This is a genomic window from Dechloromonas sp. CZR5 (assembly GCF_008711155.1).
Taxonomy (GTDB): domain Bacteria; phylum Pseudomonadota; class Gammaproteobacteria; order Burkholderiales; family Rhodocyclaceae; genus Azonexus.
Genome location: NZ_VUYQ01000021.1, coordinates 1,451 through 4,176, shown reverse-complemented (window position 1 = coordinate 4,176; position 2,726 = coordinate 1,451). Strand labels below are relative to the sequence as shown.

The following is a 2,726-nucleotide window of genomic DNA, read 5'->3' as shown; positions in this document are numbered from 1 at the left end:
AGTACTGCACTGGCGCGCCTGGCCAGCACGCTTGCCGCGCTGCCCCCTCCTTACGATGAGCAAGGGCTGGCCGCGTCCGCCCAAGCCTTGGCGTCGGCACGCGCCGCGCTGGCGACAGCGGAACAGTCGCATCTGGCAGCGGTGCGCGACGCCCAGTCTCTTGATGCGCTGTCGAGACAGGTGGCGGCGCTGGCTGAGCGCAGAAGCCTGATCGACGCGCGGCGGGAGCAGGTCGAGAATGAACTGGGCAATTGGAACCTCTTCGCCCGTTGCATGAGCAACGACGGCCTGATCGCGCTGGCTATCGACGATGCCGGCCCGGCGCTGTCGGCCTTGGCCAACGATCTGCTGCTCGCTTGCTACGGACCACGATTCACAGTGTCGATCCACACCCTGCTTGAGACCGGCAAGGGGGAACAGAAAGAAGGCTTCGACATCGTCGTACACGACGGTGAAACAGGGGAAAGTAAGAGCGTTACGTGGATAAGTGGTGGGGAGAAGAACATCGTGGAGTCCTGTCTGACCCGTGCGATTGCGCTCTACCTCGCGCAGCACTCGGGGCGGCAATATACGACATTGTTCTCCGATGAAGCCGACGGGGCGCTTGACCCCGAGCGCAAGCGCATGTTCATGGCGATGAAGCGTGAGGTGCTGCGCCTGGGCGGTTATGCGCAGGAATACTTCATCTCGCAGACCCCGGAACTGACGGCGATGGCAGATGCAATGATCGATTTGGACCGTCTGTGCTGGCTGGCTTCTGACCAGGCCAATGAAGTTGCTGCGCTGGCCGAAGCGTGAGCCACCATCGTGGGGCAGATGTCCGCTGCCGAGGAATCTGGCGGCGGACATCCAGCTGGCCCCTACAAGGCGGCAAGGAACGCCAGCAGTTGATCGTCTGGCCGGTAGCGGCCAGACTTTCCGACATGCGGCGCTGTCTTCTCCAGGACTTGCTCCTTTAACGTCATGTCGGCCTCCAGGTAGATCTGCGTCGTCTCGACCGACTCGTGCCCCAGCCACAGCGCAATGACCGAACGATCGACACCGGCCAGGAGCAGATCCATGGCTGTCGTGTGGCGCAGCACGTGGGGCGTCACGCGCTTGCCCAGCAACGAAGGGCAGGCAGTACTCGCGGTCGCGACATGTTTAGCCAGAAGGTACTGGACACCGTCTGCGCTGAGGCGGGTGCCCCTCGCACTCGGAAACAACACCTTACACTCGGGAGGCAAGTCGATTCGCATCCATGTCTGCAGGACGCGGCGGGTCTGCTTCGCCAACGGCGTGCACCGCTCCTTGCGCCCCTTTCCGACGACACGAACGTGAGCGCCGGTGTCGAATCTGACATCCTCGCGGCACAGGCCGGTCAGTTCGGAGAGCCGCAACCCCGTCTGTACCGCCAGCAGCAGGAGCGCATGATCGCGCCGACCGCCCCACGTGCACAAGTCCGGTGCGGCGAGCAGCGCCTCGACCTCTTGGCGCGTCAGATGGCACACCTGATTGCGTGGGCCACGCTTGCTGGGGATCGCGAGGATGCGCTGGATCTGGGCGGAATGCGCCGGTGCTTCGAACGCGGCGTAGTGGAAGAATGAACGGATGGCGCTCAGGCGCAGATTCCGACTGCGCGTCGAAACACCACGCTCGCGCTCCAGGTCACCGAGAAAATCGGTGATCACCACCGCGTCGATTTGCTCGAAGGCCAGCTTGCTGGGTGACGTGCCAAAGTGCTTGTGCATGTACTTGAGCAGCAGGCGGAAGGTGTCTCGATAGGAGGCGATCGTGTGTGGGCTGGCCCGCTGTTGCTGCATAAGCCGGCGCATGAAGAACCCCTCGAGTAAAGTGGCAAAGGTATCGGCGGTGGCGGTAGTCATGACGTCATCTCCCAGCGGTGTTCAAGCCGATTCACGGCATGTCCCATCAACTCCGGGTAGGCGCTGAGGTACCAGTAGGTGTTCTCGATGCAGGTGTGACCGAGATAGGTCGACAATTCCGGCAGACGCCGCTCGACATCCTCGCCGTTGCGATACCACTGCAGCAAGGTTCGGACCGCGAATCGATGCCGCAGATCATGCAGTCGAGGGCGCTGCGCATCCCCCACAACGAAAAGTCCGGTCTGCGCCAGCAGCGCATAGAAAGTGCGGTGGACGCAACTCGGGATCAGCGGCGTTCCCCGTCCGGACACGAAAAAGTGTCGCTGAACGCGGCCCTGTAGCAACTGATCGCGTCGATCCCGGTATTGCAAGAGCGCTGCTCGCGTCAACGCCTGTATCGGAATCAGCCTGGACTTGCCGAACTTCGAATCGCGCACCGTGAGCACCTCCTGGTCGAGGTCGACATCCGTCACGTAGAGCCGGAGTGCTTCACCGAGCCGCATGCCCGTGACGCTGAGCAGTCCAAGCAGACAGTAATACGTCCACGGCCGCAAACCGTCTTGTGGAGGTAGGCACAAGGCCCGCGCCAAGAGACGTTCGACATCGTCGTCGGTATACAGATAAGGCTGTCGTCGGCGCACGCGGTGCGGCAACAGCTTGGTAGGCGGCACCTCGGTAGCGGGATCGATTCCGATATAATGGCGCGCGAAGGCGCGAACGGCGCGTAGTCGTTCGGCGGCGCGCTCCGGCCTAGCAGAGGGCTTGCTCAGAGCCCAATCCAGTGCCATGTGCGTGGTGATCCTGGTAATTCCCCGTTCTTCGGCGAATGCCACAAAGTCCTTCAGGCAGTCTTCGGCATCG

Annotated in this window: 2 protein-coding genes and 1 pseudogene; 1 reads left to right on the top strand and 2 read right to left on the bottom strand. The window is 62.5% G+C overall.

Going from position 1 to position 2,726, the window contains the following annotated elements:
- Window positions 1–798: pseudogene (locus F1002_RS20805) on the top strand (DNA repair protein); the annotation flags it as partial.
- Between the two features lie 62 nt (window positions 799–860).
- Here F1002_RS20805 and F1002_RS20800 read toward each other — a convergent pair.
- Together F1002_RS20800 and F1002_RS20795 are read right to left on the bottom strand one after the other, a co-directional pair.
- Window positions 861–1,865: a site-specific integrase gene (locus F1002_RS20800; RefSeq protein WP_150430962.1), complete on the bottom strand. Its 1,005-nt coding sequence runs from the start codon at window positions 1,863–1,865 to the stop codon at window positions 861–863.
- Window positions 1,862–2,726: tyrosine-type recombinase/integrase (locus F1002_RS20795; protein WP_191090496.1), on the bottom strand; the 865-nt coding region annotated here is incomplete at its 5' end. The genes F1002_RS20795 and F1002_RS20800, both read right to left, overlap by 4 nt.

Coding starts and splice junctions, on each gene's coding strand:
- F1002_RS20800 (WP_150430962.1), bottom strand. CDS start 1,865: ATGACTACCGCCACCGCCGATACCTTTGCCACTTTACTCGAGGGGTTC.